Annotated in this window: 23 protein-coding genes; 10 read left to right on the forward strand and 13 right to left on the reverse strand. The window is 73.4% G+C overall.

The window, feature by feature from the left end; genetic code table 11:
• The first annotated feature begins 44 nt into the window (after positions 1-44).
• A complete protein-coding gene (locus tag ACSMTC_RS16410; protein ID WP_436560432.1) occupies positions 45-659 on the forward strand; it encodes a YceI family protein in 615 nt (204 codons plus the stop codon).
• Between the two features lie 128 nt (positions 660-787).
• Here ACSMTC_RS16410 and ACSMTC_RS16415 read toward each other — a convergent pair whose 3' ends face one another.
• Positions 788-1753: a LysR family transcriptional regulator gene (locus ACSMTC_RS16415; protein ID WP_436560433.1), complete on the reverse strand. Its 966-nt coding sequence runs from the start codon at positions 1751-1753 to the stop codon at positions 788-790.
• 150 nt (positions 1754-1903) lie between these two features.
• On the opposite strand from ACSMTC_RS16415, the gene ACSMTC_RS16420 reads away from it, so the two are divergent.
• Together ACSMTC_RS16420 and ACSMTC_RS16425 are read left to right on the forward strand one after the other, a co-directional pair.
• A complete protein-coding gene (locus tag ACSMTC_RS16420) occupies positions 1904-3145 on the forward strand; it encodes an MFS transporter (RefSeq protein ID WP_436560434.1) in 1242 nt (413 codons plus the stop codon).
• Positions 3146-3155: 10 nt separating this feature from the next.
• Complete coding sequence (locus ACSMTC_RS16425) at positions 3156-3650, forward strand: macro domain-containing protein (RefSeq protein ID WP_436560435.1); 495 nt, start codon at positions 3156-3158, stop codon at positions 3648-3650.
• A 38-nt stretch (positions 3651-3688) separates the two neighbouring features.
• Here ACSMTC_RS16425 and ACSMTC_RS16430 read toward each other — a convergent pair whose 3' ends face one another.
• Positions 3689-4222, reverse strand: a complete 534-nt coding sequence (locus ACSMTC_RS16430; RefSeq protein ID WP_436560436.1) for a GNAT family N-acetyltransferase — start codon at positions 4220-4222, stop codon at positions 3689-3691.
• A gap of 234 nt (positions 4223-4456) precedes the next feature.
• Here ACSMTC_RS16430 and ACSMTC_RS16435 point away from each other — a divergent pair, with 234 nt between their 5' ends.
• Positions 4457-5299 carry a TetR/AcrR family transcriptional regulator gene (locus ACSMTC_RS16435; protein WP_436560437.1) on the forward strand — a complete coding sequence of 281 codons (843 nt, stop codon included), beginning with the start codon at positions 4457-4459 and terminating at the stop codon, positions 5297-5299.
• Between the two features lie 98 nt (positions 5300-5397).
• On the opposite strand, the gene ACSMTC_RS16440 is transcribed toward ACSMTC_RS16435, so the two are convergent.
• The 5 genes from ACSMTC_RS16440 to ACSMTC_RS16460 all read right to left on the reverse strand — a co-directional run bounded on the left by ACSMTC_RS16440 (position 5398) and on the right by ACSMTC_RS16460 (position 12126).
• A complete protein-coding gene (locus ACSMTC_RS16440; protein WP_436560438.1) occupies positions 5398-6678 on the reverse strand; it encodes a GNAT family N-acetyltransferase in 1281 nt (426 codons plus the stop codon).
• A 171-nt stretch (positions 6679-6849) separates the two neighbouring features.
• Positions 6850-8097, reverse strand: a complete 1248-nt coding sequence (locus ACSMTC_RS16445) for a C40 family peptidase (RefSeq protein WP_436560439.1) — start codon at positions 8095-8097, stop codon at positions 6850-6852.
• 248 nt (positions 8098-8345) lie between these two features.
• The gene (locus tag ACSMTC_RS16450) at positions 8346-9533 is read right to left on the reverse strand and encodes a hypothetical protein (RefSeq protein ID WP_436560440.1); all 1188 of its coding nucleotides are present in this window, start codon (positions 9531-9533) and stop codon (positions 8346-8348) included.
• A gap of 54 nt (positions 9534-9587) precedes the next feature.
• The gene (locus ACSMTC_RS16455; RefSeq protein ID WP_436560441.1) at positions 9588-11360 is read right to left on the reverse strand and encodes a threonine/serine exporter family protein; all 1773 of its coding nucleotides are present in this window, start codon (positions 11358-11360) and stop codon (positions 9588-9590) included.
• Positions 11361-11478: 118 nt separating this feature from the next.
• Complete coding sequence (locus ACSMTC_RS16460; RefSeq protein ID WP_436560442.1) at positions 11479-12126, reverse strand: DedA family protein; 648 nt, start codon at positions 12124-12126, stop codon at positions 11479-11481.
• 156 nt (positions 12127-12282) lie between these two features.
• Between ACSMTC_RS16460 and ACSMTC_RS16465 the strand changes: the two genes are divergently transcribed.
• On the forward strand, positions 12283-12963 hold the full coding sequence (locus tag ACSMTC_RS16465) for a DUF6445 family protein (protein ID WP_436564707.1): 681 nt from the start codon (positions 12283-12285) through the stop codon (positions 12961-12963).
• A 405-nt stretch (positions 12964-13368) separates the two neighbouring features.
• Entirely contained in the window at positions 13369-13605 is a 237-nt protein-coding gene (locus ACSMTC_RS16470) for a hypothetical protein (protein ID WP_436560443.1), read from the forward strand.
• Positions 13606-13747: 142 nt separating this feature from the next.
• Here ACSMTC_RS16470 and ACSMTC_RS16475 read toward each other — a convergent pair whose 3' ends face one another.
• Positions 13748-14917: a TetR/AcrR family transcriptional regulator gene (locus ACSMTC_RS16475; protein WP_436560444.1), complete on the reverse strand. Its 1170-nt coding sequence runs from the start codon at positions 14915-14917 to the stop codon at positions 13748-13750.
• A 253-nt stretch (positions 14918-15170) separates the two neighbouring features.
• Here ACSMTC_RS16475 and ACSMTC_RS16480 point away from each other — a divergent pair, with 253 nt between their 5' ends.
• Both ACSMTC_RS16480 and ACSMTC_RS16485 read left to right on the forward strand, forming a co-directional pair.
• Entirely contained in the window at positions 15171-16328 is a 1158-nt protein-coding gene (locus tag ACSMTC_RS16480; RefSeq protein ID WP_436560445.1) for an acyl-CoA dehydrogenase family protein, read from the forward strand.
• 118 nt (positions 16329-16446) lie between these two features.
• On the forward strand, positions 16447-18138 hold the full coding sequence (locus ACSMTC_RS16485) for a class I adenylate-forming enzyme family protein (RefSeq protein ID WP_436560446.1): 1692 nt from the start codon (positions 16447-16449) through the stop codon (positions 18136-18138).
• 65 nt (positions 18139-18203) lie between these two features.
• Here the strand turns inward: ACSMTC_RS16485 and ACSMTC_RS16490 are convergent, their stop codons facing one another.
• Positions 18204-18476, reverse strand: a complete 273-nt coding sequence (locus tag ACSMTC_RS16490) for a hypothetical protein (RefSeq protein WP_436560447.1) — start codon at positions 18474-18476, stop codon at positions 18204-18206.
• 154 nt (positions 18477-18630) lie between these two features.
• Between ACSMTC_RS16490 and ACSMTC_RS16495 the strand changes: the two genes are divergently transcribed.
• Positions 18631-18975: a cupin domain-containing protein gene (locus ACSMTC_RS16495; RefSeq protein WP_436560448.1), complete on the forward strand. Its 345-nt coding sequence runs from the start codon at positions 18631-18633 to the stop codon at positions 18973-18975.
• 46 nt (positions 18976-19021) lie between these two features.
• On the opposite strand, the gene ACSMTC_RS16500 is transcribed toward ACSMTC_RS16495, so the two are convergent.
• Positions 19022-19609, reverse strand: a complete 588-nt coding sequence (locus ACSMTC_RS16500) for a TetR/AcrR family transcriptional regulator (RefSeq protein WP_436560449.1) — start codon at positions 19607-19609, stop codon at positions 19022-19024.
• Positions 19610-19992: 383 nt separating this feature from the next.
• On the opposite strand from ACSMTC_RS16500, the gene tatA reads away from it, so the two are divergent.
• Positions 19993-20277, forward strand: coding sequence for a Sec-independent protein translocase subunit TatA (gene tatA, locus ACSMTC_RS16505; RefSeq protein ID WP_436560450.1), 285 nt, complete (start codon positions 19993-19995; stop codon positions 20275-20277).
• A gap of 111 nt (positions 20278-20388) precedes the next feature.
• Here tatA and ACSMTC_RS16510 read toward each other — a convergent pair whose 3' ends face one another.
• From ACSMTC_RS16510 to ACSMTC_RS16520, 3 genes are all read right to left on the reverse strand, one after another.
• Entirely contained in the window at positions 20389-22056 is a 1668-nt protein-coding gene (locus ACSMTC_RS16510) for a protein kinase domain-containing protein (protein ID WP_436560451.1), read from the reverse strand.
• Between the two features lie 553 nt (positions 22057-22609).
• Positions 22610-23551, reverse strand: a complete 942-nt coding sequence (locus tag ACSMTC_RS16515; protein ID WP_436560452.1) for a hypothetical protein — start codon at positions 23549-23551, stop codon at positions 22610-22612.
• On the reverse strand, positions 23548-24426 hold the full coding sequence (locus ACSMTC_RS16520) for an RNA polymerase sigma factor (RefSeq protein ID WP_436560453.1): 879 nt from the start codon (positions 24424-24426) through the stop codon (positions 23548-23550). The genes ACSMTC_RS16515 and ACSMTC_RS16520 overlap by 4 nt, the downstream gene beginning before the upstream one ends.
• Between the last annotated feature and the right edge of the window lie 28 nt (positions 24427-24454).

Consider the following 24454-nt stretch of genomic DNA (forward strand, 5'->3'; position numbering starts at 1 on the left):
CAAGTTGAAGCCTAAACAAATGGCTTCGGATCTCAGGAGGAGCCATGGGCATCTTCGGCCGCAACAAGAACGCCACCACCACCGCAGTCCGCACCGCGCCGGCCCCCGCCGGACCGGACCTGTCCCACCTGACCGGCGAGTACACCATCGACCAGGCCCACAGCCGGATCGGCTTCGCCGTGCGCCACGCCATGGTGACCAACGTCCGCGGCGAGTTCGCCGAGTACCAGGGCAAGCTGCGCCTGGACGGCGGCAACCCGGCCAACTCCTCGGCCGAGCTGGTGATCAAGGTCGCCAGCATCGACACCAGCCAGGCCCAGCGCGACGAGCACCTGCGCACCGGCGACTTCTTCGCCGCCGACGTCCACCCGGAGATCGTCTTCCGCAGCACCTCCGCGGAGCGGCTGCGGGACGACTCGTACCGGATGACCGGCGATCTCACCATCAAGGACACCACCCGCCCGGTCACCCTCGAGCTGGACTTCACGGGCAGCGCCACCGACGTCTACGGCGCCGAGCGGGTCGGTTTCGAGGGCTCGACCACCATCGACCGCACGCAGTGGGGCCTGACCTACAACGCCGCCCTGGAGACCGGCGGCGTGCTGATCGGCGAGAAGGTCAAGCTGTCCTTCGACATCTCCGCCGTCCGGGCCTCCTGACCCGTTCCACCCCGCTGCCTACAGCCCCACGTTCAGCCTCCCGACCTGTCCCCGCCGACCCCGGCGGAGGCGGCTCGGGAGGCTGAACGCCGTCATCCCCCGGCGGGGCAGGCAGACCTTGGCCGGCGTCACCCGCCCAGCAGCGCGGCATCCTCGCGCGGCAGCCAACTGCCCGGCACCCGCCGCAGCCAGCCCTCGCGCGCCCCGAACTCCGCCGCGGCGGAGCGCAGTGCGTCCAGCCCGGGGTGGCGCAGCTCCGGACGGTGGACCAGGCCGACCAGGCTCAGCGGTACCGGGTCGGCCAGCGGACGGGTGACCGAGCCCGGGATCGCGGGGCCGCCGACCGTGGTGAGCACCGCTTCGCCGTGCCGCGCCAGATAGTGGGCCATCTCGTCCGCGCCGACCGGCGGGGTGTGCGGCGGCGCGGTCACCAGGCCGTGCTCGGCGGCGAGCCGGCGCCCCAGATCGGCCCACTCGGTGGTCGCCTGGTTGCCCGCACAGACGTCGAGCGGATGGCCGGCCAGAGCGGCCAGCGGTATCTCGGACCGACCGGCGAGCGGGTGAGCGGCCGGCACCAGAACCGCCATGCGTTCCAACCGCACCGGCGTGTGGACGAGTTGGGACCGCACCGGCGCAGGCAGTCCGGCAAAGCGCCCGAACGAGACGTCCAGCCGGTGCGCCAGCAACTCCACCGCGGCACCGGCGAGTCCACCGCAGTAGCGGGCGAGGAGTTCGCAGCGGGGCAGCGCGGCACGGGCGGCGGCCAGCAGCCGGTCGGCGGTCAGGTCTTCGCCGTCGACCGCGCTGTTGAGGTCGACCAGCAGGGCCCGGTCGGCGGCGCCGGTCACGATCTCGTCGTGCAGCGCCAGCAGCCGGCGCACCTTCGGCAGCAACTGCTCGCCCGCTGCGGTGAGTTGGACGGTCCGGGTGGTGCGGCTGAACAGTGCCACGCCCAACGCCCGCTCCAGCGCCCGGATGTCCCGGCTGAGCGCCTGCTGCGCGATGTGCAGCCGCTGGGCGGCCCGGCCGAAGTGCAGCGTCTCGGCAGTGGCCAGGAAGCCGCGCAGCAGTCGCGGGTGCAGGTCGACGGGCATGCGGGCAGGTTAGCAACGCCGTTCACCGCCCCGCCCGCCGACGGTGATTGACAACACATCCGCGTCAATCGGGCAGAACAGGTGTTGGACCGCCCCGGTCCGGCAGCACGAGGCTTGCGGTACACCACCCATCGCTGCCCCGGGAGACCCGTGCTCACCTCGTACCGCCGCCTCTTCGCCCCGCCGGGGACCGTCGCCTTCACCCTGGCCGGGCTGTTCGGACGGCTCTCGATCTCGATGACGGGCGTCGGGGTGGTGGTGATGATCGCCACCCGCCGGGACTCCTACGCGCTGGCCGGCGCGGTCTCGGCGACCGGCGTGGCCGCCGTCGCCCTCGGACTGCCGCTGCTGGGGCGGTTGGTCGACCGGTACGGACAGCGGAAGGTCGCGGTGCGCGCCGTGCTGGCCGCCGCCGTTCCGTACACCGGGCTACTGCTCTGCGTGCACTACGGCGCGCCCGCCTGGACGTACTTCCTGTGCTGGCCGGCCGCCTCGGTGCAGCCGAACTTCGGCGGCATGGTGCGGGCCCGCTGGGCCCACCTGTACCGGGATGACCCGGACGCCCGCCATCTCGCCAACTCCTTCGAACAGGCCCTGGACGAGCTCTGTTTCATGGCCGGACCGGTGCTGTCGATGCTGCTGTGCACCTCGTTCTTCCCGGAGGCCGGGCTGCTGGCCGCCGGGCTGCTGTCGGGCGTCGGCGCGCTGCTGTTCGCCGCCCAGCGCCGTACCGAACCGCCGGTGCGGCCGGTGGCGCGCGGAGCGGGCGGGGTCTGGCGGTCGGGCGGGCTGCGGGCGGTGCTGCCGGTCTTCCTCGCGACCGGTGTGGCCTTCGGCTCGATGGAGGTCACCACCATCGCCTACTCCGACGCGCTCGGCCAACGGGCGGCCGGAGGCGGCCTGCTGGCGCTGGTGGCAGCCGGATCCTGCGTCTCAGGGCTGGCCTTCGGACTGATCCGCCTCCGGCGCTCGGCGCCGGCCCGGCTGCTGGCCGGGACGGCCGCGATGGCCGTACTGCTGCTCCTTCCGACGGCCGCGGCGCTCTCGGGTGCGGGGCTTGCGGTACTGGCGGCCGCACTGTTCGCGGCCGGCTCCGGGACGGCGCCGACCATGGTCGCGGGTATGACGGTGGTCCAGGAGGCGGTACCGGAGAGCAGGTTGAACGAGGGCATGTCGCTCGCGGTGGCCGGCATCGTGGTCGGGATCTCCGCCGGGTCCGCACTCGGCGGCGCGATCGCCCAGCACTCCGCCCCCGGCACCGGCTACCTCGTCCCCGCCGCGGCCGCGGCGTCGGCCCTGCTGCTCACCCTGCTCGCCTACCGCCGCCTGCGGCAGCCCGCATCCGCACCCGCGGCAGGGAATTCGGCGGTGCCTGTCGGTGCGGGTCGCTAGCGTTGCGGCCATGGGGGAAGAGAGCAGCGCGGGGATCAGATACCTGCGGGGAGACGCCACGGCGCCGCAGGGCAAGGGCGTCAAGGTGATCGCGCACGTCTGCAACGACCTGGGCGGCTGGGGCAAGGGCTTCGTACTGGCGCTGTCCCGCCGCTGGCCCGAGCCGGAGGCGGCGTACCGGCGCTGGCACCGCGAGCGCTCCGGCAACGACTTCGGCCTCGGTGCGGCCCAGTTGGTGCAGGTCGAACCGTCTGTGTGGGTGGCCAATCTGATCGGCCAGCGGGGCATCAGGACGGGCCGCTCGACGGGCGTGCCGGTCCGCTACCAGGCGATCGACTCGGCGCTGGCCAGTCTCGGCGGGCATGCGCTCCGGCTCGACGCGTCCGTGCACATGCCCCGGATCGGCTGCGGCCTGGCCGGCGGCCGCTGGGAGCTGGTCGAGCCGCTGGTCACCGCCCGCTTGACTGGTCGGGGGGTGCCGGTGACGGTGTACGACCACGACTGACCGCCGCTGAGCGCCCGCGATCGAGCGGGCGCCCGCGCTCAGTCCTCCGCCTCCCGAGCACCCGGCAGCCAGGTGTACTCGTACTCGGGCAGGACGCACCCGCCCGGGAAGTGGCCCTCGCGCTCGTCGGTCCGGACACCGCCCTCGCGCTCGTAGAAGGCGACCGCGCGGGTGTTGCCGCGCAGTACCTCCAGATAGAGCGGGGCGTGCGGAGTGCGCGCCAGCGCCTCGCGCAGCAGTGCACGCCCGACACCGCCACCGGTGAGCGCGGGGCGGACGTGCAGGCTGTCCAGCAGCACCCGGCCTTCGCCGGTCTGCGGGACCAGGTAGGCGAAGCCGGCCGTCTCCCCGTCCAGCTCGGCGATCAGGAGCAGCGGGAGGTTCGCGCTCTCGCCGTAGTCGGCGGTCAGGCGGATCGCCCACACCTCGCGGCGCTGTTCCGCCAGTCCATCGCCCAGCGCCTCGGGGGGAACGATGCCCTCGTAGGCGGTGCTCCAGCTCTCGGAGTGCAGGGCGGCGACGGTCTCCGCGTCGGCGGCGCCCCCTACGCGGATGGCGGGCTGTCGGTTCATGTGACGAGCCTCCCACACTGCCCACTTGAACACGTTCAGAGATGTCTCTAGAGTCATCCCCGGGCGGTTTTGAACATGTTCGAAACCGCGGGGTTTCCGACTGGACACCGGAAACCCCGGGGCAACAGAGGGGGTATCAGGCCGTGTGGCACCGGGCATGCCGGGGGGATCCGGTGCCACACGACCGGTCACGGCGGGCGGTGCCGCCATCGCGTCCCGCTAGGCTCGGGAACCGTGGACGACGCGGCAACGACGAACGGCGGAAGCGACGCGCCCGGCGCGGAGCGCCTCACGAGCACGGACAGCCCCACAAGCACGGACATCCCGGACCGCCGGCTGCCCGTCGCCGGGCCGCCGCCCGTCGAGGTGCGCGGCGGGCGGGCGCAGCCCAAGACCGACAAGAGCGAGCAGACCCGTGCGCTGATCCTCGAAACCGCGATGCGGCTGTTCCAGGAGCGCGGCTACGAGAAGACCACCATGCGCGCCATCGCCGCCGAAGCCGGCGTCTCGGTCGGAAACGCCTACTACTACTTCGAGAAAAAGGAATTCCTGATTCAGGGGTTCTACGACCGGATGACGTACGAGCACGCCGCCGACGCCCGTACCCGGATGGCCGGAACCGGCGATTTCGCCGAGCGGCTGGAGATCGCCCTCATCTCGTGGATCGACTGCGCGGCCGAGTACCACGAGTTCGCCGCCCAGTTCTTCCGCACGGCGGCCGACCCGACGAGTTCGCTGAGCCCGTTCTCCAACGAGTCCCACCCGGCCCGCAAGACGGCGGTCGAGCTGTTCGGCGAGGTGCTGAGCGGCTCCGAGCTGGCACCGAAGCTGGACGCCGAGCTCGCCGAGCTGCTGCCCGACCTGCTCTGGCTGCACCTGATGGTCGTCGTCCTCTACTGGGTCTTCGACCGGACCCCGGACACCGAGCGCACCCGTGAATTCGTCCACCGCTCGACCCCGATGGCCGCGCGCATCATCAACCTCTCCCGCTTCCGGGTCTTCCGCCCGATCGTCCGGGACGCCAAGGGGCTGATCCAGGACTTCATCCTGCCGACGATCGGCCGCACCACGAAGTAGCGGCCGCGCAGGAGAGCGCCCGCGAAGACGGCGGCCGCGTGGAATCGGCAGAGCCCTGCCCCGGGAGGGACAGGGCTCCGGCGGTATGGACGGCCCGGTCAGAAACCGTCCGGATTCCACGGTGCCAGGGGCGTGCGCAGCAGCAGATCGGCTGCGGCGACCCCGCCCGGGCGCAGTTCGGTGACCAGTCCGGCGGCGGCCAGCCGGGGCGCCGTCTCACCGCCGAGGTAGAGCGAGGCGAGGGCGCCCGCGTCGAGCGCCAGGTCCGGCTCGTCCTCGGTCGGCGTGCAGCGGCCCCTTCCGTCGGCGCCGGCCTCCAGGGCCCAGCGCCCCTCCACGTACCGCTCCGGGTCGCTGACCTGGAACACCACGCGGCCGGGTGCGGCACAGGTGCGGGCGGCGAAGGCGGCGGGCAGGTCGAGCAGGCGCAGCCAGGTGTGGTCGCCGTTCTCCGGGTGCGGGGTCGCCGCGCGCGGCTCGTTCAGCAGCAGCGGCAGCGGGTCGTCCGGGGCGAGGTTCAAGACCACGATCCTGCTCACCCAGTCCACCGAGCACAGCAGCCGCCACAGCGCGACGGCGGTGCCCGGGTCGAGCGCGAGGAAGTCACTGACCGTCAGCGTGCAGTCGGGGTAGTTGCCGTCCCAGACGTCGTCCACGTGGTAGACCGCCAGGCCGGTGACGGTGCCCTCGGCATTCCGGTGTACGACGGCGAACGGCTCCTTCCACTCGGTTCCGGGCCGTACCAGCTCACCGGTGGCGAACTGCCAGCCGATCGGGGAGCGCCCGATCGCGCCCGGCTGAGTCGGCTGCCAGCGCTCGTGCAGTTCGGGGCCGAGCCTGCGGAGCTCCTCCATGGTCACGAAACCGATCCGGCCGCCGGGCGAGTCGGGCAGGCCCGGACGGAGCCCCCCGGCCCGGCCCAGGTCGATCTGCCAGCCGTGCCGCCGGGTCGCGGGGCCGAAGCCGTAGCGGCCGTAGATGTTGTACTCGGCGGCTATCAGGATCGCGGCCACCGAGCCGCGCTCACGGGCGGCGGCGAGGTCCCGGCGCATCATGCCGCTGAGCAGGCCGCGTCGCCGGTGGGTGGTGCTGACCGTCACCGAGGTGACGGCGTCGACCTCGATGACGGCGCCACCGGGAACCGTGAGCCCGGTGTCGAAGCTGCGGAACGTCCCCACGCAGCGCCCGTCGTCGGAGTGGTCGAACGCGCCCTGCAGCCGCCCCGGCTCGAACAGCCGGCGGCGCACCTCCGCGCCGTCCCCCGCGTGCGGCCGGAGGAACCCCAGGTTGAGCGCCCGGCCCCAGGCCGGGATTTCTTCCTCGACGATGTATCTGATCTCTATGTCCTGGCCGGACCGACCGTGCGCGTCGTTGCCCATCCGGCCACCGTACGCGCGCCCTCCGGCCCCCGCACCGGATTTTTTTACCCGCCCTTGGGCATTCACCGCCCCTGGCGGACTCCGCGGAACACGCCGCGCGGGGGCCGGATCGCCGGCGGCGGACGCCTCCGGGTGGTGCGGGCCACGCCGTCGACGGCACCGGACGCCCTGTCAGGGGCGCGCGTAGAAGTCCGGCCGGCCCATGATCCAGAGGCTGGCCTGTTTGATCGCCACGCCGGGGCGCGGTGCCTCGATCATCTGGTCGTCGCCGATGTACATGGCCACGTGGTAGATGTCGGCCGCGCGGCCGGTGTGGGTCCAGAACACCAGGTCGCCAGGCCGGAGTTGGTGGTAACCGATGGGGGTGGACTCGGCGTACTGGGTGGCCGCGAAGTGGGTGAGGGACTTTCCGCCGCGCCGCCAGGCCATCATGGTGAGGCCGGAGCAGTCGTAGCCGTCCGGGCCCTCGCCGCCCCAGATGTAGGGCAGCCCGATCTTGGAGCGGGCGAAGGTGATGGCGGCCTCCGCACCGCCGGCCGACCACGCGTGGTCCGCAGCCGGGTTCAACGCGCCGGCGGCGGCCTCGGTGGCCGCCTTGGCCGCCTCCTCCGTCGTGCGCTCGGCGAGCGACTCCGCGTCCTCGCGCCGCTGCCGCTCCTGCTCGACGGAGGTGTTGCGGGCGGCGGCCAGCTCGGCGAGCAGGTCCTCACGGCGCTTGGCGATCTCGTCGACCCGCGACTGCTGGGCATCGACCCCGGCCTGCGCCTGCTCCTTGGTCGCCCGGACGGCTTCCGCGGCGCGGGCGGCACTCTGCTCGGCCTCGCGGGCGGCGGCGGAGGTGCGGGCCGCCGCCGCGGCGCTGGCGGTGGCCTGCTCCAGGATGTCCCGGGCACGGGCCCCGACCACGCTGACCGCGGCGGCCTGGTCGCCGACGGCGCGCGGGCCCTTGGAGCCCAGCAGGGCGTTGATCGCGGAGAGTTCGGCGTTGGTGCCCTGACGGTAGGTCTCGGCGGCGAGCTGGGCGGCGCGTTCGGCGGCATCGGAGCGGACCGCCTCGGCCGCGGCGGCGCGCTTGGCCGCCTCGGCCGACTCGGTACGGGCCTTGGCCAACTGCGCCTGTGCTCCGTTGTAGGCCTCCACGGCCTGTTCGGCGACCCGGCCGGCGGCCGCGAGGTCGGCCTGGGCGGCGGTCAGCCGGGCTTCGATCGCCTCGGCGCTGTCGGCCTTCGCGGTGGCGTCGGTCTGCGCCTGGGCGTCCCCCTCGTCCGGGGGGCGGGGGTCGTCGGCGGGGGCCACCGGCAGGCGCGGGACGTTCGCCGCGGCACCCGGGGCCGCGCTTGGCGCGGCGGCGGCCGCGGGGAGCAGTCCGAGCAGACCGGAGCAGGTCAGCAGGAGTGTCGGCAGGAGTCTACGTGCCATGCGCGGGCCCTCTCTCACGGTGCCTGACATTCCGTCAAATATCTCATCAGGTGACAATTCGGTCACTCGACGCAATATCTCAAATCCGGCGACAGGCCCGCGTCATCCTCGTGCGCCCGGTCGGGTGAGATACCGGATCCGCCACCCGGGGCCGGTGCTCCCGGGAGCGCGGGGCAGCTCCCCTGAAGGGCCCGAGCGCCTCCGGGCCCGCGCTTCCGGTACGTGCCCCGTGGGCACCGGCCGCGCGGTCAGCGCCGGAGCGCCGGATGAGGCAGCCGGGGGTGCCCGGGGTGGCGGAACGCGGAGCGGGCCTCGGGCCCGACGGCGCTCGGCTCGCCGTGGCCGCCGCCGGGTGAACCGCCTTCACCCCGGCGGGTGTCTCCGGCCGTACCCGGTCGGCCGATCCGAGTTGCCGGGCGCACGGAGTAGCCGCGACTGCGCCCGGCGCGTACCGTGCGGCGGCGCTGCTGCGCGCGCCCCTGCCGTGCGGGGTCGGTCGCGATGGTGGCGGCGGTCGCCCCGGCCGGGACGGCGGCGGACTGGGCCGGTCCGGACGAGCGGCGGTCGGCGAGCCGGGCGGAGCGGCGGGCGAGCGCGCGGGCCGCGTGGGCGTCGAGGTGGGCGGTGGCCCGCGCCGCCATCCGTTCGGCGACGCGGTGGGTGGCGGTGTGGTGGGCCGGCACCTTGTCGGGCGCCCCGGCGATCAGGTCGAAGAGCCAGGTGCGCGCCCGGTCCGCACGCTGGTGCAGCAGGCGCTCGCGCCGCAGCGCACGCGCCGCCCGGCGAGGCCTGCCGGAGTACCACCAGCGCGCCCAGGGGCTGCTGGGCCGGGCGAGCCGGACGGCACCGATCCAGGACAGGCCGGGCACCAGCATGCCGAGCAGCCCGGTCCACACCTTGCCCTTCAGCAGGGTGACGACCGAGACCAGGGCGTTCACCGTGATCACCGCGACCAGTCCCCAGCGGCCGGACCCCGCGGCCGTGGTCTGGCCGGGCACCACCCCCAGCGGCACGTATCCGGTGAGCAGCAGGGCGGTGCCCAGGATGCCGAGGATGACGGCGTCCACGGACTTGCGGCCCTGCTCGCTCCAGTAGACGTCGTCCAGGTGCAGGATCAGCGCGAACTCGTCCAGCACCAGACCGCAGCCGATCCCGAAGGCCAGGCCGAACCAGTCGATCCAGGGATGGCCGCCGTTGGCGGCGAACACGCCGATGCCGCCGACCAGCAGGAAGCCGAGTCCGAAGACCATGTGGTGGATGTGCAGACCGCCGGGCGTGATGTTGCCCGGCCACCAGCGGACCTTGGCGCGGATCATCCGGACGCTGAACCTGATCATCACGAAGGAGCAGATGAACCCGACCAGCAGCAGGAACAGCGGCTGCTTGTGCGCGGCGACGATGTGCGTGCGATAGCCGTCCAACAGCATGCCGGTCATGGGTCGCGGTGCCTTCGTTCCGTAGTCCTCCGGGTGCCCCCGGCTAACGCCCGGTCAGAATCCCCGGGTGCGCTTGGCGGCCCGGCGCGGCACGCCGAGCGAGGTCGCGAGGGACAGCTCGGCGCCCGGCTGCTTGAGGAAGAGCCGGGCGATCTCGCCTCCGAGGTTCACGCCGACGGCCAGCGCCAGGGCGAGCGCGGCGGCCCGGCCGACCGCGACCAGTCCGGTGACGGGCTGGTTCTGGGTGAACGAGAGCATGCCGAGGTAGATCGCCGATCCGGGCAGCAGCGGGCCGATCGCGGCGGTCACATAGGGCAGCGAGGAGGCGTGCCGGTAACGCGCCATCAGCTGGCCGAACAGACCGACCATCCCGGCGGCCACCCCGGTGGCCACCACCGGGGAGATGTGGGCGTTGACGGTGAGCACCCCGTAGGTGGACCAGCCGATCAGGCTGTTGAGGGTGACCAGCGGAAGCTTTCTGCGGTCGGTCTGCAGCAGTATCGCGAAGGCGAAGGTCACCAGCATCGCGGCGATCAGCTGCACCGGCGGGTGGCTGTAGCCGGCCAGGCTCTCGCTCGGGTTGAGTTTGGCGCCGAAGTTCAGCCCGAGGTAGAGGATCAGCATGACGCCGATGATGATGCCCGCGACCAGATAGAGCACTTCCAGCAGCCGGGCGGCCGCGGTGATGTAGAAGCCGGTGAGGCCGTCCTGCACCGCGGCCATCAGCGCGCGTCCGGGCAGCAGGGCGAACAGTCCACCGGTGATGACCACGGAACCGCGCAGGCCGAGGTGGTTGAACGAGAGGATGATGCCCGAGGCCGCGGCGGGCATCGCGGCGACCACGAACTGGTAGAACTCCGGCAGGCCGTGGCGGGCGATCAGCGAGGCGAACCGGTCGCCGAGGATGGCGGCGACGAAGGCGCTGACGAAGACCAGCCAGGCCTTGGCGTCCAGCCGTCCGCCCACCAGGAACGAGGCCGATCCGGCCAGCAGTCCGGTGGCCAGCGCCAGCAGCCAGGTCGGGTACGGGTGCCGGTTGCGGCGGATCTCTGCCAGGCGGCGGTAGGCGTCGTTGACCGAGATCTTCTCGGCGGTGATGTCCCCGACCAGGTTGTAGACGGCGGCGAGCCGGGTGTAGTCGGTGGTCCGGCGGCGCACCACCCGGTCCGCCGTGACCGGCGGCTCGACCAGCGAGGGCAGGTGCGAGATCCCGATCAGGGTGAAGGTCACCTGCGGCTCGCAGTGGTCCAGGCCGTAGGCGTGGGTGATGCCCAGCATCGCGGCCTCGACGTCCTCGGCCGCCTCGCCGCTGGCGAGCAGCAGCTCGGCGATCCGCAGGGTCAGGTCGAGCACGCGCGGGATGTTCTTCTTGACCGCCGCCTCGGGCTTCTCGCGCTGGGTGCGCTCGAAGGCCGGACGCTCGGCCATGGGCGTGCGCAGCAGGGTGCGCATCCGGTCCGGCCAGGGCGCGGCACCGGGCGCGCCGGGGCTGAGGCTCGGCACGTCCAGTCCGGTGGGCAGGCTGTAGCCGACGGCGCGCCAGACCTCGGGGGTGAGGGTGTCCTCGGGGCCGGGCTGCGGCCGGATGTCCTGCGGCCCGGGCTCGGCCGGTGCGGGCTCCACCGGGCGCAGCAGCCCCTCGGTCTCCATCGGGGCCGGTGCGAGCGGGATGACGGTGGGCCGCTCGAGGGGCGGCGCGGCGGAACCGAGCAGCCCCTCGGTGGGCGGCGCCTCGCGCGGCGGTACGGGCTTCGGCTCCGGCCTGACCGACCGCCCACCCCTGACCTTCTTGCCGCCGCCCGATCGGACTCGGCCCCGCTTAGGCACTACCACTCCTTGCCGCCCCTGGTGGCGTCCGGCCACCGGTGTGAACTTCTGTCCCACCTTGCCTGATCGAACGCGCGAACGCACATATGCCCGGCGGCGGCCCTCTCGCCGGTCGGCCTCAGGCCGGCCCGCGCCCGGCCGCACGCTCCGCCCGGCGGGCGCGCAGCAGCTCGACCGCGACCGGGACCACCGACACCAGGACGATGGCGACCAGGATCGCCTCGATGTTGTCCCGGACGAAGGCGATGCGGCCGAGCGCATGGCCGAGGACGGTGACACCGCCGCCCCAGAGCACCCCGCCGATCACGTTGAACAGGACGAAGGTCCGGTAGTTCATCCGGCTCGCGCCCGCCACGATCGGGGTGAAGGTACGGACGATCGGGACGAACCTGGCCAGCACGACCGCCTTGGCGCCGTGCCGGTCGAAGAAGGCGCTCGCCTTGTCCACATTCTCCTGCTTGAACCAGCGGGAGTCGGGGCGCCGGAACAGAGCGGGCCCGACCTTCCGTCCGAACAGGTAGCCGACCTGGTCGCCGGCCACGGCCGCGGCCACGATCAGCGGGCAGACCACCCAGAGCGGCTGGCCGAGGTAGCCGCCGTCGGCGACCAGCAGGCCGGTCGTGAACAGCAGCGAGTCGCCGGGCAGGAAGAAGCCGATCAGCAGGCCGGACTCGGCGAACACGATCGCGAGGATGCCGAGCAGTCCGAAGGTGGAGATCAGGGACGTGGGATCGAGCCAGGACGGGCCGAGGGCGAGGCTGGTCACACTGAAACTCCTGACGGGCGGCGTTTTGGTATTGCAATGGCAATGAAATAGTAAAGTACACACCAAGACATCGATCAACTCCCTTGAGTTGACCGAAGATTGACCGTTCCGTTGGGGCTGGATGACCTGGCCGAACTGTATGGTCTGCCCATGCCAATGCCTCCGAGGCCGCAGAGGACCCCGGCGCTTCCGGTCCTCCCCTACCGCAAGCCCACACCCGGACGGGACTACTGGGTGCTGGACGACGTGCTGCCCGACGTGGACGCCGTCCGGGCCCGCTGCCTGGCCAAGGACGACTGGACCGAGGGCTACCCGTACAAGCCGGAGAGCTGGCCCGGGCTGCGCGCCATGCCCGGCCTGGAACCTGACGAGCTCGCCCGTGTCGAGCGGCTGGTGCTGAAGGCGACCGGTGCGCGCAGGCTCTGGCAGGAGACCGCCCCCGGCGGCGCCACCCTCAACCACAACTGCGTCCAGGTGGTCGGCCGGGACGAGGGCCAGGCCCGGCCGCACGCCGACTCCCGGGCGCTGTGCCGGTACGCCGCGGTGCTCTACCTCAACCCGGAGGTGCCCAGGGACTGCGGCACCAGCTTCTTTCGGCAGAGCCTGCCCGGCGGCACCCTTGGCGGCAACCTGGTGACCGCGCCGCACAACAACCTGGTGGACGCCCTGGGCACCCGCTTCGTCTCCCCCGACGCCTTCACCGAGGACGTGCGGGTGGCGAACAGGTACAACCGCCTGCTGCTCTACACCTCCAACATGATCCACAGCGCCACCGAGTACTGGGGCAGCACCCTGGAGGACAAGCGGATGACCGCCGTCTTCTTCTGGATGGCATAGCCCCACGAGGGGCGCCGGGGGCCGAGCGGCCGACCAAAGACACCTGCGGCCCCAAGGCCCCGGCCCGCCGGTACGACGATCCTTCGACCACCGTTTTCAACCGCGGTTCGCACGACGTGAATCGGTCAACTCCCCATTGACGCAAGGGTGACCTCGGGCCGATCCGGCAGAGCGGGGGAAATCGCCGGTATTCAGCGACGTTCCGGACCGAACCACCCGCCCGGACCGGCCCCGGACCGCCGGTGACTCTTCCATCCGGGTGGCACGAACGAGGGAATCCGACGGCAATTCATTGAAGTCAATCGGCCGATCAGGGAATGCTTGTGCCGTGACGTCAGGACCAGAGCCGCCGAGACGGCCGGCCGCGAGCGCCACGATTCGCACCAGCCAGGCAGGGAGACCGCCGTGTCCCGTAGGCGCGCAGCCGCCGTCGTCACCGCCCTCGGCGCGTTCCTCCTCGCCGGAGCCGGTGCCGCCCAGGCGGGCAACGGCTCCGGCGCCGAGCGCCACTGGGGCGGCAGCATGGTCAGCGACCTCCGCGGCGGCAAGAACAGCAGCGGCGGCGCGAGCCGGCAGACCGCCACCGGGTCGGGCGACGGCAGCCTGGACCGCCGCGTCTACTACCCCTTCGTGCTCTACTGAGCCGCTCGGCCCACCGGCCCGCTGCGCTCACCCCGCCCCGGCCGGCCGGCGCACTCCCTCCCCGGCCCGACGGGCACACCGGCGCCACGGGCCCCGGCACACGGCTCCGCCGCAGGCCGCTCCCGGGTGCGTGCACACGGAATCAGGGCGTCAGTCCCAGCGCGGCACGGCCCAACTCGACCAGGCAGCCCGCCAGATCGGGCCTCGCGCAGCCGGGCCGGTTCCGCACCCCGTCGTTGACCAGCGCGAACATCGCATGCACCCGGATCCGGGCCTCCACACTCCCGATGGCGGGCCGCACCTGGCAGAGCAGGGCGACCCAGGTCCGCAGGAAGTTCCGCCGGAAGTCCACCGCCGCCCTGCGGTCGGGATCGGCCAGCCGCTCGGTCTCGCTGAGCATCACGCCCAGGTAGTGCCGGTGGCGCAGCGCGAAGTCGACGTACGCGGACAGCCCCGCGGCGAGCGCCTCACCCGGTGTGCCGCCGCCCGCGATCGCGGCCTCGACCTCGTGCCACAGCCGCTCCCGGCTGCGCACCAGGGTGGCGGCGAGCAGTTCCGCCTTGGTGTCGAAGTGCTTGTACACGCTGGGGCCCGAGATGCCGACCGCGGCGCCCAGCTGGTCGGTGCTCACATTGTCGAAACCGCGTTCATGGAACAACCGGACCGCGGCGGTGAGCAGTTCCTCGCGCCTGGACTCCGGCGCCGCGGCGGCGGGTCGGGCCACCGTCCTGGACTCGGGCAGGCCGGACGGGGTGACCGCGAGCACCGCGCCGCCGATCCGCCGCAGCAGCCGCTCGAAGCCGCGCCTGGGCGGTGCGAAGGTGTGGTACGAGAGGCTGCCGTACGCGGACAGCAGCGACCAGCAGATGAACTCGGCGTCCTCCGCCGGGAGTTCGGGCCTGGCAGCGGCGAGCGCCCCGGTCATCACGCCGACGTCCGCACGCAGCCGCCCCCACAGTTCGGCGCGCTGGCCGGACGGCAGCAGCCTGGCGTCCCGCTGCCACAGCGTGCCGAGCGCCCGGTGCTCCACGGCGACGGCGGCGAGCGCGGCGCAGAGCCCGTCCAGGTCCCGGTGGCCGGCGTGCACCGCCGTGTGGACCGCGGCGAGGTCCGACTCGACGGCCCGGAGCAGGAGTTCGGGCTTGCTGCGGTAGTGCCGGTAGAGCGCGGGGGCGGTGATGCCGACCTCGGCGGCCACCTCGGCCATCGAGATCTGGTGGTAGCCGCGCCGGTGGAACTGCTCGCTCGCCACCGCGAGGATCTGCGCCCTGCGTCCGGGCGGCCGGCGCACGACCTCCCGTTCCGTCGTCACCCAAGTCCCCTCGCGGTCGGCCCGGGTGATGCACCCGGTGGTTCGCGCCGTCGGTCCCGGCAACGAACCGCTGCGGCGAATCGTCCCGGCGGGTCACCCCGGTGAACCGCTCCGGGTGATTCGCCACAGGTTAGCAAGGATTCACTTGTCCACCCCTGATCGACGAGGAGGCAATGCTCCGACGCTGGACAGCCATGGCTACCCGAGATTAACTTGTGGGGCGATCAACGGGCACCACGAAGGGAGCTCCACCGTGCGCCGCACCGTGTTCACCGAGGACCACGAGGCGTTCCGGGAGACCATCCGGAGCTTCATCGCCAGGGAGGTCGTCCCGGTCTACGAGAGCTGGGAGGCCGAGGGCCACCCGCCGCGCGACTTCTACCGCAAGCTCGGGGAACTGGGCGTCTACGGCATCGAGGTGCCCGAGGAGTACGGCGGCGCGGGCGAGACCGGCTTCAAGTACCAGGCGGTGATCAGCGAGGAGTGCGCCCGCGCGGGCGTCACCTTCGGCTCCTCCGGCGTGCACACCGGCCTGGTGCTGCCCTACCTGCTGGAGTACGCCGACGAGGAGCAGAAGCGGCGCTGGCTGCCGGGCTTCGTCTCGGGCGACATCATGACCGCGATCGCGATGACCGAGCCGGGCGCGGGCTCGGACCTGGCCGGGATCGCCACCACGGCGAAGCTCTCCGAGGACGGCACCCACTACGTCCTCAACGGCGCCAAGACCTTCATCACCGGCGGCGTGCTGGCCGACCTGGTGCTGGTGGTCTGCCGCACCTCCCCGTACGACCCGGCGAACCGCCGGGCCGGCCTGTCGATCCTGTGCGTGGACACCACCTCCCCCGGCTACGCGGTCGGCCGCAAGCTCCAGAAGATCGGCCTGCGCACCTCGGACACCGCCGAACTCTCCTTCACCGACGTCAAGGTGCCGGTGGAGGACCTGCTGGGCGAGGAGGGCAGGGCCTTCGAGTACCTCACCCACAACCTGGTGCAGGAGCGGCTGGCGATCGCCGTCGGCGCGTACGCCGCGGCGGCCGCGGCGGTGCGCTTCGCGGTGGGCTACGTCAAGGACCGCAAGGTCTTCGGCCAGCCGGTGGCCGAGTTCCAGAACACCAAGTTCACCCTGGCCGACTGCGAGGCCCAGGTGGTGGCCCAGCAGTCGATGGTCGACCGGGCCCTGGAGCTCTACCAGAACGGCGAGCTGACGGTCGCGGACGCCGCTGCCACCAAGCTGTTCTGCACCGAGTCCGCCTCCCAGGTGATCGACAAGTGCCTCCAGCTGCACGGCGGTTACGGCTATATCCTGGAGTACCCGATTGCCCGCCTGTACACCGACAACCGGGTCTTCAGAATCTACGGCGGCACCAGCGAGGTCATGAAGACCATCATCGCCAAGTCCCTGGGCCTGTAGGGTCCAGCACACGCGCGGCGGCCGTCCCCCACCGGACCGCCGCGTCCCCGGCAGCGGGCTTCCCCCATGGGCCCGCTGCCGGCCCCTCGACCTCCCGAGCCGCCGGACTGAGGACGCCATGACATCCGTGCTCGCCAAGCTGGTCCGTGTCCGGGCCGCCCTCAGCGCGCCCGGCGCCCCCTTCGAGACCGTCGACACCCCCGACGGCCCGCGCTACCGCCAGGGCCCGCACACCCTGCGGGAGTTGCTGGACGCCACCCTGGCGCACGGCGAGGGCACCTTCCTGCTGGCCGGCTCCCGCAGGCTGAGCTACGCCGAGCACCACACGGCCGCCACCGCCCTCGCCCACCACTTCCGCGCCGGGTACGGTCTGCGGCCCGGTGACCGGGTAGTGATCGCCATGCGGAACCTCCCCGAGTGGCAGATCGCCTTCTGGGCCGCCCAGTCGGCCGGGCTGGTGGCCGTCCCGCTGAACGCCTGGTGGGAGCGCGAGGAGCTGGCGCGGGCGCTGGACGACTGCGCACCGGGGCTGATCGTCGCCGACCGCGAGCGCACCGAGCGGACCGAGGACTGGGCCGCCGCACACGGCGTACCGCTGCTCACCGTCGGAGCCCCCGGGCACGGCCACGACCGGTTCGAGGAGCTGCCGCCGGACGGCCGGGCCGCGGCCGAGGCGGGACCACCGCCGGCCGGGCCCTCCCCCGGGGACCAGGCCACCCTGATCTACACCTCCGGAACCACCGGCCGCCCCAAGGGAGTTGCCGCCACCCACCAGGCCTGGTGCGCGGCGGCGCAGACTCCCCGCTTCTTCGCGCTGAGCTCGATGCTCTGCGCGGGCCTGGACCCGGCCGCGGCACCGCGGCACACCGCGCTGGTGACCTACCCGTTCTTCCATGTCGCGGCGTTCACCTCACTGTTCCCGCTGATGGCGAGCGGCGGCACCGTGGTCCTGATGCCCAGGTGGGATGCGGCCGAAGCGCTCCGGCTGATCGCCGAGCACCGGGTCACCGCCTACTACGGGGTCCCCACCACCGCACTCGGCCTGCTGGACGCGGCCGACGCCGCCGGGGACCCGCTGCCCACGCTGCGGGCGGTCAGCACCGGCGGCTCCGCGGCACCGCCCGAGCTGGCCCGGCGGATCGCCCGCCGCTTCGGCGGGCGGGTGGAGGCCCGCAACGGCTACGGGCTCACCGAGACCTGCGGCGGGGTGATCGCCAACCTCGGCGCCCGCTACGTCGAACGGCCCGACAGCATCGGCCGCCCCGCCCCCGCCGTCGAGGTCAGGATCGCCGGCCCCACGGGCGCCGCCCTCCCGGACGGCGAGATCGGCGAACTCTGGCTGCGCGGACAGCAGGTTTTCAGCGGCTACCGCGACAACCCCGAGGCCACCGCCGCCGCGTTCACCGACGGCTGGTTCCGCACCGGCGACCTGGCCCGGATCCAGGACGGCGAGGTCTATCTGATGGACCGGCTGAAGGACATGGTGATCCGGGGCGGCGAGAACGTGTACTGCGTCGAGGTCGAGGGCGTGCTCTTCGACCACCCCGAGGTCGCGGACGCCGCCGTGGTCGGCGTACCGCACCCGCTGCTCGGCGAGGAGGTCGCCGCCGTGGTGGTGCTGCGGCCGGGTGCGGGCGTGGACGCGGACGGGCTGCGCGAGCACGTCGCGGCCCGGCTGGCCGCCTTCAAGGTCCCCGCCCATGTGTTCCTGCGCGGCACCGAGCTGCCCCGCAACCCGACCGGGAAGGTCGTCAAGCACGCCCTGCGCGCCGAGCTCATGACCCGGGTGGGCCTTCCCGGCCCGGCCTGAGCCGTGCGTTCACCCGGGGGTCGCCGGCCGGTCGAACGGCTGCGCCGCGAGGGCCGGCCGGCCGTTCAGTCGGCCGAACCGGGCCCGGCCTGGGCCCGCCAGGCCTCGAGTCCCGCCTGGGAGGCCGCCCTGGCCTGCTGGAGGGTGCGGGCCGCCAGCTCGCCGGGCGGGGTCTCCATCTGCCGCACCCAGCCCCGTCCGGCGGAGGCCAGCGCCACGCCGACGAGTACCGTGCCGGTCAGCCCGATCAGCGCGCCGATCCCGGTGAGCGCCGCCCCGGCGGTGAGCATGCCCCGGTTGATCTGGAATCCACCGAAGTACTTCTGATAGGTCGCCATGGCATCCACCTTCCAGGAGTGCCGTGCCGCCCGCACCCGGAGGCGTCCGGCCGATGAGCCGGGCCGCGTGCACGGTTGCCATCCACGGAGGGACCCGCCTAGGGTCGCGGTCGACAGGACCCTCCGGCAGGAGGGCGCGAACCAGGAGGACGCGATGGCCGATCCAGCTCCCGCCGACACTCCCGTCGATCTGGTGGCACTCGCCGACGAGCACGCCGCGAAGGCCGCCGCCGAACCGCACGGCCGCAGCGCACACCTCCTCGTCCGCGACGGTGTGCTGCGGCAGACCATGATCGCCCTGCGGGCGGGGACCTCGCTGGACGAGCACAACGCACCGCCCGCCGCCAGCCTCCAGGTCCTGCGCGGACGGGTGTCGCTGACCGTCTCGGGCCGGAAGATCGAGCTCAAGGCCGGCCAGCTGCGCACGATCCCGCAGGAGCGGCACGGCCTGCTGGCCCACCAGGACTCGGTGGTCCTCCTCACCGCCGTCACCAACTGACGGCACCGTACGGGCGGGCCCCCCGGCCACCCGCCCGTACCGGGCTTCAGGACGCCGGCGCTCCCAGCACCGTCGTGCCGACCAGCCGCAGCCCGCGCAGGAGTTCCCGCCCGTCCGGGGCCTGGTCGGGGGCCGCGAACCACTGGACCGCCAGCCCGACCAGGAGCGACTGGTAGAAGGCGCCCCGGGCGAGCTCCTCCGGGGTGTCGGGCACCTCCTCCAGGCCCTGGAAGATCGCGGAGAGCCCGAGCCGCGCCTCCCGCTGGGTGGCCGCGAAGGCCTCCGTCAGCTCGGGAGAGCTCACCACCTTGGTGGAGATCTCCAGCTGCACCGCCCACAGCTCGCGGTGGACCACGAAACTCTCCAGCACCCGGTCCCAGGCGGCGACGAAGCGCTCCTCGGGGGTCGCGGCGTCACCCAGGTCGGCCAGTGCCTTCTCGATGGCGTCGCCCCACTCGCCCATCGCCTCGATCATCGCCTGGACCAGCAGGGCGTCCTTCGAGCCGTAGTGGTAGCCGATGGCGGCCAGGCTGACCCCGGCGGCGGAGGCGATGTCCCGGGCGGTGGTGCGCCCGTAGCCCTTCTCGTACAGGCAGCGCTTGGCCCCCGCCAGCAGATCCTCGCGATTTCCCATGGCCCGATGCTACGCCGGAGATGGACAATCGTCTTGGACGAATGAATAAGACGTTTGATTCATGCGCCTGCGCGAGACGATCGCCCCGGCTCCCCGCGCCCGCCGACCGGGCCACCCGCCCGGCCGTCAGGACACCTCGCGGGCCACGCCCACAGCTGATGAGACGTCAGCCGAACCCGTGCCGCCGGATCGCTGCCGGGGCAGACCTGACAGACGTGGTCAAGACCACATACCCCGCCCCACCAAGCAGAACACTTGGTTTTTGACCACCGTTTCCCGGCCGGTGTATACGTTCTGCGCCCGCGCCAGGCATACTGGCCAAGTCGGGCAAGCCCGCCCGGCCCTGATAACGGCGAGATTTCCGAAGGGACCGGTGGTCAGGGATGCTGCGCAACGGTCTGGAGCCCTGGCACCTCCTTGTGGTGCTGGCTGTCATCATTCTGCTTTTCGGCTCGAAGAAGCTGCCCGAAATGGCCCGTGGCCTCGGGAAGTCCATGCGCATCCTGAAGGCGGAGACCAAGGCGCTGCGCGAGGACGAGACCCCGGCCGACCAGGCCGCCCAGAACTCGACGGCCGCCAGCACTGCCACCGAGCAGTCCCGACCGGCGGTGAACCCCACCAACATCACCAAGGCCACGGAGACCGACAAGTCGGCCACCACCGCCTGATCCGGCCACCGCGCCGCAACCGGAGCCTCCGGTCCGTCGACTGACGGGCCGGAGGCTCCGGCCGTTGTGCGGTCCGGCCCGCCGGCCCGCCGGGGAGCGACGGGCCGGGTGTCAGCCGTCTCCGTCGTCGCCGCTGTCGGCGTTGTGGTCACGGGCCTGCTGACCGTGCAGGGAGTTGACCAGTGTGCCGAGGCGGCCCTGCCAGCTCTGGGCGGTGGCGCCGTCGACCGCGTGCTTCTTGGCCAGGTCCTTGACGGTCTTCTGAGCGTTGCGCAGCACTGACTCGGCATCCTGCGGCCGGTGTGCGGCGATCGCCCCGGCCGCGGCGTCCAGCCGGTCCAGCAGCTCGCCCTGCCTGTCCTTCTCCTTGCCGAACGGCTGCGCCGCGACATCGGCGCGGAGCGCGGCCAGCGCGGCGGCCGGGCCGTTCTTGGCGGCGGGCGGGGAACTGGCCGCGGTGTCCGGCGAGGGTGACACCGGGGCGACGGCCGTGCCGGGCGGCGTGGACGCCGCCGCGGCCGGCGAATGGGTGGCCGGGGCCGCGGCCTCGGCCGAACTGTCGGAGGAGCCGCTGAGCGCGAAGGCCCCGATCCCGACCACGCCCGCCAGCACGGCGGCCCCGATCGCGATCGGCACCAGCGGACGCCGGCGGCGCTGCCGCGGTTCGGCCCCGGGGTACGACGGGAGGGGTGCCATCAGCGAGGTCGCCGGGCCGGCCGCCGACGGCCCGCTCGGGGGCTGGCCCGGCGGGGCGTACGAGGGCTGGGCGGACGGCGGCTGGGCGAACGGCGGTGGAGCCGTCGGCGGAAGCACGGCGGTGCGCTGCGGATCGGCGTACCCCTGGCCCGGGGCGTCCGCCTGTACCCCGGCGACCGGCGGCAGCATCCGGGTGGCGGCGAAGGGTTCGGCGCTCTGCCCGCCCGCGGCCAGCAGCTCCGCCGTGCGGTCGGCGGCCGTGGCGACCGGTACGGCGGCGAGCAGCTCCAGCCGGGCGGCGGCCGCGTCGGCCGGACGGTCGGCGGGCTTCTTGGCCAGCAGCCGCAGCACCACCGCGTCCAGTGCGGGCGGTACGTCCGGGCGGCGGGAGGCGACCGGGGCCGGCTGCTCGCTGACGTGCTTGAAGGCGATGGCGACCGGGGTGTCGGCGTCGAACGGCGGCTGGCCGGTGAGCATTTCGACCAGGACGCAGCCGACCGCGTACAGGTCGGAGCGGCCGTCCAGCGCGGCGGCGGTGGCCTGCTCGGGCGAGAGGTAGGCGGCGGTGCCCAGCACGGAGGCGGTCTGGGTCAGCCGGGAGCTGGAGGAACCGGCGCGGGCGATGCCGAAGTCCACCACCTTCACCCCGCCGTCCTGGGTGATCATGATGTTGCCGGGCTTGATGTCCCGGTGCACGAGCTCGGCCGCGTGGGCGACCTCCAGCGCCTCGCAGACGGCGGCGGCGATGCCGACGGACCGCTCGACCGGCAGCCGTCCGAGTTCGGCGATCAGGCGGCTGAGCGGCTGGCCGTGCACCAGCTCCATCACGATGTACGGGGAGCCCTGGTCCACGCCCGAGTCGAAGACGGTGACGATGCGCGGGTGGACCAGCAGCGCGGCGTGCTGGGCCTCGCGGCCGAAGCGCTCGGCGAAGCGCGGGTCGTCGGCCAGGCCGCCGTTGAGCACCTTGACCGCGACCGCCCGGCCGAGCACCCGGTCGTGGCCGCGCCAGACGGTGGCCATCCCACCGACGCCGAGTATCTCCTCCAGTACGTAACGCCCGTTCAGCGCACGTCCGATCACCTGGCACCACTCCCCTCGGGTCCACCGGCCGGAGGCTTCGGGCCGCCTCGTGCACCTGTGCACGATAGCCGCCGATTCCAGGCGCCGTGCACCGTGCCACCGGATCGCCCCCGGGGCGGACTCCCGCCGGGAGGCGGCACCGGGCCGGGTGCCGGGACAGGGCGCCCGGGCCGGGTGCCCGGGGCGGGGACCCGGGTGGACGGCGGGCCCGGGGGAACCCGCCGACCCACCCGGAGCTTTCAGTACGGGCGGCCGGTGGACACGGGGGAGCCCACCGACCGCCCGGGGCCGGGGAGTTGACTCCCCCACCGGCGGGGAGGTCCGGACGGCCGACGAGCCCGGGGGTGCGCCGTCGGCCGTCCGGAGCGAGCCGGGCGTGCGGTGGGCACGGGGGAGCCCACCGACCGCCCGGAGCCTGGCGGTTGCCACCGGTACCGCCGGCTCGGAGCCGGGGTTCAGCGGTGGCGCGGTTCAGCGGTGGTCGGTACATCGGTTCACCGGACGGACGGTGTGCCCGGGGGGTGTCGCACACCGTCCGTCCGGAGTTCTCGGGTCACCTGGCAGGGCCGTCGCCTCCGACGGTGCCGTTCCCACCGGGCGGGCCGCCGGGCCGGGTGGGCTGGCCCGGCGGGAACGGCAGCCCGGTGAGGAACCTGTTCCTGAGGCCCTTGGTACGGTCCGGTGCCTGGTCCGTACCGGGGTCGCCGTCGTTGCCCTTGGCGCTGTCGCCGGCGTTGACGCTGCCCTTCGGCCTGGCGGCGACGGCCGCGCAGTAGCCGTCCACCCGGTCCGCGTCACCGGCGGCCTCGACCAGCGGGGCCAGCTGTGTGTCGGCGAGCACCGTGCGGGCCGCCGCTCCGGCCGCCAGCCGGTCCGCGTACAGCCGGCAGAGCCCGGCCGAGCGCTCGGCCACGGCGTCCGTACCCCGCGCGGCCGGGCTGCCCGGGCTCTCGCTCGGATCGGCCTCCGGGTTCCGGCTCCGGCCCGCGACCGGCGAGACGACGCCGTTCAGCCGGGGCCGTCCCGAGGCGACGACGCCGGGGCCGGCGTACCGGGCCGTACCCGCCGAGGAGGCGGGTGTCGTGGCGGGCGCGGCCGTCCCACCACGGGCGGGACGGCCGCCCAGCGCCGAAGGCAGGTGACCGGTGCCGGCGGCGACGGCCACTCCTGAGAGAGCCGTGGCGGCGAACGCGGCGGCGAGGGCCTTCGCACTGAAGGCCCGCGCCAGCGCGGTGCTCGCCATCGTTCTTCTCCGGGGTAGTGGTGCGGGGTTGCGGCGCGCCTCCCGGAACGCGGCCAGTGCCGCCTCCTCTCCGGGCAGTACGCCGTCCGTCCGTCGCTCGTCGCCCGCCGTGGTCCGGGCGGCGGCGAGCAGCCCGGCGAGGGCGGCATGACCGGTGAGGGCGGCCTGACCGGCCGACGTGCCGACCCCGGTACCGTCGAGCAGTCGCTCGGCCGTGCTGGGGTCGATCCGGCGGGATCGGTTGGTGCTCATCTCATGTCCTTCAGCGTCACTGCCCCGGCGTGTGTCACACCCTGCGCGGAATTTTTCGGGGAATCCTTCTCCGAGCCCGGATCCGGCCCCGGATCCGGCCCGCCGTCGGCTCCTCGTCCCGGCCCTCGCCCCGGCCCTCGCCCCGGCTCGGGACGCGGTGCCGGCTCTGGGCGCGGCACCGGCACGGTCCGCCCGGGTATCCCGAAGGCGATGCCGCCGGCCTGGTCGAGCATCCTGGCGAGGCGGCGCAGACCTCGGTGGGCGGCCATCCGCACGCTGCCGGAGCGCTTGCCCAGGACCCGCGCGGTGCTCTCCGCGTCCAGATCGAGCACCACCCGGAGCAGGACCGCCTCGGCCTGGTCCCGGGGCAGCCGGGCGATCAGGGCCAGCGCGTCGGCGGTGGAGACCGTGGCGATGGCGGTCCCCGCGGTGTCCTCGGCGGCGGCCAGTTCGGCCAGGTACTCGACCGGGAGGTCGGCGACCGGGCGGCGGCGGACCCGGCGCAGGTGGTCCATGGCCCGGTTGCGGGCGATGGTGGCGGCCCAGCCCCGGAAGCCGTCCGCGTCACCGGTGAAGCCGCCGAGGTCCCGGGCGATCTGCAGCCAGGTCTCGGAGGCGATGTCCTCGGCGTCCTCGGGTCCGCCGCCGACCAGCACCCGCAGATAGCGGAGCAGCCCCGGCTGGACGGCGCGGAACAGCTGCCGGAACGCGTCCTCGTCCCCCTGCTGAGCCGCCCGTACGGCGGCGGACAGATCGGCCGGACGGCCGGTGGGCGGCGGATCGTCCGGCGGCCCCGGCCGGCCCGTGTGGCCGGGTGTCGTCGGGCCGCCGGCGGAGTGGTCGGCGCCCGTCCCGTGAGGTTCTGCACTGTGCACCCGCCACATCATGGGCCATCCCCGCGGA

The organism is Kitasatospora sp. HPM-01-4 (genome assembly GCF_051374625.1).
Lineage (GTDB): Bacteria > Actinomycetota > Actinomycetes > Streptomycetales > Streptomycetaceae > Kitasatospora.

Bases quoted from the DNA above. Each gene is read 5' to 3' on its own strand.
- ACSMTC_RS16500 (WP_436560449.1), bottom strand. From the start codon at position 19,609: ATGGGAAATCGCGAGGATCTGCTGGCGGGGGCCAAGCGCTGCCTGTAC.
- ACSMTC_RS16465 (WP_436564707.1), top strand. From the start codon at position 12,283: ATGCCTCCGAGGCCGCAGAGGACCCCGGCGCTTCCGGTCCTCCCCTAC.
- ACSMTC_RS16410 (WP_436560432.1), top strand. From the start codon at position 45: ATGGGCATCTTCGGCCGCAACAAGAACGCCACCACCACCGCAGTCCGC.
- ACSMTC_RS16430 (WP_436560436.1), bottom strand. From the start codon at position 4,222: ATGAACCGACAGCCCGCCATCCGCGTAGGGGGCGCCGCCGACGCGGAG.
- ACSMTC_RS16495 (WP_436560448.1), top strand. From the start codon at position 18,631: ATGGCCGATCCAGCTCCCGCCGACACTCCCGTCGATCTGGTGGCACTC.
- ACSMTC_RS16415 (WP_436560433.1), bottom strand. From the start codon at position 1,753: ATGCCCGTCGACCTGCACCCGCGACTGCTGCGCGGCTTCCTGGCCACT.
- ACSMTC_RS16445 (WP_436560439.1), bottom strand. From the start codon at position 8,097: ATGGCACGTAGACTCCTGCCGACACTCCTGCTGACCTGCTCCGGTCTG.
- ACSMTC_RS16425 (WP_436560435.1), top strand. From the start codon at position 3,156: ATGGGGGAAGAGAGCAGCGCGGGGATCAGATACCTGCGGGGAGACGCC.
- ACSMTC_RS16485 (WP_436560446.1), top strand. From the start codon at position 16,447: ATGACATCCGTGCTCGCCAAGCTGGTCCGTGTCCGGGCCGCCCTCAGC.
- ACSMTC_RS16440 (WP_436560438.1), bottom strand. From the start codon at position 6,678: ATGGGCAACGACGCGCACGGTCGGTCCGGCCAGGACATAGAGATCAGA.
- ACSMTC_RS16450 (WP_436560440.1), bottom strand. From the start codon at position 9,533: ATGACCGGCATGCTGTTGGACGGCTATCGCACGCACATCGTCGCCGCG.
- ACSMTC_RS16490 (WP_436560447.1), bottom strand. From the start codon at position 18,476: ATGGCGACCTATCAGAAGTACTTCGGTGGATTCCAGATCAACCGGGGC.
- tatA (WP_436560450.1), top strand. From the start codon at position 19,993: ATGCTGCGCAACGGTCTGGAGCCCTGGCACCTCCTTGTGGTGCTGGCT.
- ACSMTC_RS16515 (WP_436560452.1), bottom strand. From the start codon at position 23,551: ATGAGCACCAACCGATCCCGCCGGATCGACCCCAGCACGGCCGAGCGA.